Consider the following 1651-nt stretch of genomic DNA (forward strand, 5'->3'; position numbering starts at 1 on the left):
GCAATACGGCCCGCGCGAATCGATGGAATACGACGTCGTGATCGTCGGCGGCGGCCCCGCCGGGTTGTCGGCGGCGATCAGGCTCAAGCAACTGGCCGCCGAGAAAGGCGCCGAGATCGGCGTGTGCGTGCTCGAGAAAGGTTCCGAGATCGGCGCGCACATCCTGTCGGGCGCAGTGATGGACCCGCGCGCGATCACCGAGCTGTTCCCCGACTGGAAGGAGCGCGGCGCACCGCTCGATGTCGAGGTCACGGAAGACCGCTTCCTGTTCCTGTCCGAGAAAAGCGCAGTGACCACGCCGAACTGGGCGCTGCCGGACAACTTCAAGAACCACGGCAACTACGTGATTTCGCTGGGCAACGTGACCCGCTGGCTCGGCCAGCAGGCCGAGGCGCTCGGCGTGGAGATCTTCCCGGGCTTCCCCGCTGCGGAAATTCTCTACAACGACGACGGCTCGGTGAAGGGCGTCGCGACCGGCAACATGGGCGTGGGCAAGGACGGCGAGCCGACCGAGAACTTCCAGCTCGGCATGGAACTGCACGCGAAGTACACGCTGTTCGCCGAAGGCTGCCGCGGCCATCTCGGCCGCCAGCTGATCACGAAATTCAAGCTCGACGCGAACGCCGATCCGCAGGCGTACGGGATCGGCATCAAGGAACTGTGGGAAATCGATCCGGCCAAGCACAAGCCGGGCCTCGTGATCCACACGGCCGGCTGGCCGCTGAAGTCGGATACGTACGGCGGCTCGTTCCTGTATCACATGGACAACAACCAGGTCGTGGTCGGCTTCGTCGTGGGCCTGGGCTACACGAACCCGTACCTGTCGCCGTTCGAGGAATTCCAGCGCTACAAGACGCATCCGTCGATCCGCGCGTTCCTCGAAGGCGGCAAGCGCGTGTCGTACGGCGCGCGCGCGATCACGGCCGGCGGCCTGCTGTCGTTGCCGAAGACGGTGTTCCCGGGCGGCGCGCTGATCGGCGACGACGCGGGCTTTTTGAACGCATCGCGGATCAAGGGCAGCCACGCGGCGATCAAGACCGGGATGCTGGCGGCCGACGCCGCATTCGACGCGGTGCAGGCCGGCCGTCAGAGCGACGAACTCAATGCGTACCCGGACGCGTTCAAGCAATCGTGGCTGTACACGGAGCTGTACCGCGCACGCAACTTCAAGCAGTGGATGGCCAAGGGGCTGTACCTGGGCACGCTGATGGTGGGTATCGAGCAGAAGGTGATGGGCGGCAACGTGCCGTGGACGCTGCACCACCAGCATGCGGACCACGAGATGCTGAAGCCGGCGTCGCAGTGCGAGCCGATCGCGTATCCGAAGCCGGACGGCAAGCTGACGTTCGATCGGCTGTCGTCGGTGTTCATCTCGAACACGAACCACGAGGAGAACCAGCCGGCGCACCTGACGCTGAAGGACGCGAGCGTGCCGGTGAACGTGAACCTGCGCACGTACGCGGGGCCGGAGGCGCGGTTCTGCCCGGCGGCGGTGTACGAGTTCGTGAAGAACGACGACGGTAGCGAGCGCCTCGTGATCAACGCGCAGAACTGCGTGCACTGCAAGACCTGCGACATCAAGGACCCGACGCAGAACATCGTGTGGGTCACGCCCGAAGGCGGCGGCGGGCCGAATTACCCGAACATGTAA

The 1651-nt window shown here is 65.3% G+C and carries 1 protein-coding gene; it reads left to right on the plus strand.

Annotated features, from left to right (window positions below):
- Positions 1–1651 (plus strand): electron transfer flavoprotein-ubiquinone oxidoreductase (locus WS89_RS01950; RefSeq protein ID WP_059505702.1); only part of this gene is annotated, 1651 nt, incomplete at its 5' end.

Origin of the sequence: Burkholderia sp. MSMB1072, from assembly GCF_001524725.1 — a bacterium.
GTDB lineage: Bacteria > Pseudomonadota > Gammaproteobacteria > Burkholderiales > Burkholderiaceae > Burkholderia.